Source organism: Marinobacter zhanjiangensis (assembly GCF_014651935.1).
GTDB classification, from domain to species: Bacteria; Pseudomonadota; Gammaproteobacteria; order Pseudomonadales; family Oleiphilaceae; genus Marinobacter; species Marinobacter zhanjiangensis.
In genome coordinates, this window is the sequence record NZ_BMXV01000013.1 from 1 (window position 1) to 2,431 (window position 2,431).

Genomic DNA, 2,431 nt, shown 5'->3' on the forward strand with positions numbered 1-2,431 from the left:
TGTTAGTGGCCAATTAAAATGACCCACTACTGGCCATTAATTTTGACCCACCTCCGAGTGGCCGTCAGGCCACAGAACCAGCTACTGTCCCCCGCTTTTATCGATGGCCGGGGGCATGTCAGTGAAGGAGTGGGTTGTGATACACAAGATCAAGGCACTGCACGATAACGGCAAAGGGTTGTCGATCCGCGCCATCAGTCAGGAACTGGAGTTGTCCCGGAATACCGTTCGCAAGTATTTGCGGATGGATGAGAAGGCGATTTCCCATCAGTTGGAAGATCCCTCACGCAGCAAGCGCCTCGACGATCACCGGGACTACCTGATTCATCTGCTCAAGCAGTTCCCCAAGCTCAGCGCCGTCAAGATTGCCCGCAAGCTGCAAGCGAAGGTTGGCGAGTTGCCGGCCTCGGATCGTTCCATTCGCCGCTACGTGCGTACGCTCAAGGAGGAAGTGGCCTCGGCCCAAATGCGCTACTACGAACCCATCCTGGACGATCTGCCGGGTGTTCAGTGCCAGGTGGACCCCGGTGAGTTGCGCGGTGTGCTGATCGCTGGCGAAGAACGGATTCTCCACTTCGTGGTGTTCGTACTGTCCTTCTCGCGCCTGATGTACGTAGGACTGAGCTTCCGCCCTCTGGATACCCAGACGTTTATCCAGCTCCACGACGAAGCCCTGCGTTACTTCGGTGGCCTGCCGGAGGAATGCGTTTACGATCAGACCAAGCTGGTGGTGATTAATGAGCAGTATAGGGAACTGACCCTCAACCAACGGTTCCACGAGTATGCCACCACGGCCGGGTTCCGGATCCATGCCTGCGAAGGCTACGACCCGGAGAGCAAGGGCAAGGTGGAAGCCGGTGTGAAGTACGTCAAGCAGGATTGCCTTTACGGTGAGGTCTTCCGAGATCCTGAGCACGTGCGTCAGCACGTACAGGACTGGGTTGAGAGCGTGGCCAATGTCCGTCTCCATGGCACTACTGGTGAGCGGCCCCGGGAGCGCTTCGAACGGGACGAGCGAGAGCACCTGGAGGCTTATCTGTCACCAGCTTGCGTGCAGCCTGTGGCCCACGAGACACGGCGGGCCGACAAGACCGGCCTGATCGCCTGGAAGGCCAACAAGTACTCTGTGCCCATGGCCTGGCAACAGGCCCGGGTGGGCGTTCTGGAGTCCGGCGGCCAACTCCACATCAGCGACCTGAACACAGGCGACGTCATCGCCAGCCATGCGCTGTGTTCCGACAAAGGCAAGGTGATCAAGAACACCCATCACTACCGCGATCATGCCCAGCGGGTGACCACCCTTGAGAGCAAGATCAATGAGATGATCGGTAGTGAAGTCGGGCAACGGTTGTGCCAGCAGCTCAAGCGTTCCGAGCCCAAGATCTACAAGGATCAGTTGGTGGCTACCCGTGACCTGCTCAAGCGCCATGCGCCCGTGGATCCGGAGCTGATCACGACTCTGGCCGAACGCCCCGGCATGACCGCCACACGGCTACAAAGCTACCTTGGAGCGGCCCAGGCCGCCGTCCTCCGGGAACGGCAGCCGGAACCTCTGCCAGAACCCAAGGAAGCACTGGACCTGAGTGCTTACCGCCGTGTTGGCCACTCCAGTGGCCAGGGGGTGACCCATGAGCCAGCTTGAACAGACCGTGTCCCGTTACCGCAGTCTGCGCCTGAGCGCGGCCGCCGACGAACTGACCAACCTGCTGGCCGAGGCAGAAGCCAACGAGATGTCCTACCTGAGCTTCGCGGACAGGCTTGCCGAGCACGAACTGATCCAGCGCCAGGACAAGCGCATCAGCAGGAACCGGAAGATGGCCGCGTTCCCTGCCGAGAAGCGCCTGGAGGGCTTCGACTACCGGCACCAGACCACCATTACCAAACGTCAGGTAAATGCCTTGCTGGACTTCCAGTTCATCGACGAGCGGAACAACCTGGTGTTCATCGGCCCACCCGGTGTAGGCAAGACCCACCTGGCCATCGGCATTGGCTACAAAGCCGTGGAAGCTGGCTATCGAGTCCTGTTCCGCAACGCCCTGGATCTGGTGGAAGAGCTGGAACTGGCCGAGATGAAGGGTGAGCTGAAGAAGCGGGTCAGCGCCTTGGCCAAATACGACCTGCTAATCATCGATGAACTGGGTTACCTGCCGATGACGCGACAAGCTCGGTACAACCTGTTCCAGCTGATCAACAGCCTGTACGAATACCGGTCCATCATCCTGACCACCAACAAGGACTTCACCAGCTGGGGCGAGTTCTTCCACGACGACAACGTGGCGGTGCCGATCATTGACCGGATCATCCACCATTCACACATCTTTATGCTGGGAGGAGAAAGCTATCGACTGAAGCAGAAATCTACAAGCTAGACTATGAAAGGTGGGTCAATTTTATTGGCCAAAGGTGGGTCAAAATAAATGGCCATTGACAC

At 58.6% G+C, this 2,431-nt stretch carries 2 protein-coding genes; both read left to right on the top strand.

The window, feature by feature from the left end; all coding sequences use genetic code 11:
• The first annotated feature begins 136 nt into the window (after positions 1 to 136).
• Positions 137 to 1,642, top strand: a complete 1,506-nt coding sequence (gene istA, locus IE079_RS18625) for an IS21 family transposase (RefSeq protein WP_189578631.1) — start codon at positions 137 to 139, stop codon at positions 1,640 to 1,642.
• The gene (istB, locus tag IE079_RS18630) at positions 1,629 to 2,369 is read left to right on the top strand and encodes an IS21-like element helper ATPase IstB (RefSeq protein ID WP_189578633.1); all 741 of its coding nucleotides are present in this window, start codon (positions 1,629 to 1,631) and stop codon (positions 2,367 to 2,369) included. Before istA ends, istB begins: the two co-directional genes overlap by 14 nt.
• The last annotated feature ends 62 nt before the right edge of the window (positions 2,370 to 2,431 follow it).

Excerpts from the sequence above, each read along its gene's own strand:
- istB (WP_189578633.1), top strand. The coding sequence starts at position 1,629 with ATGAGCCAGCTTGAACAGACCGTGTCCCGTTACCGCAGTCTGCGCCTG.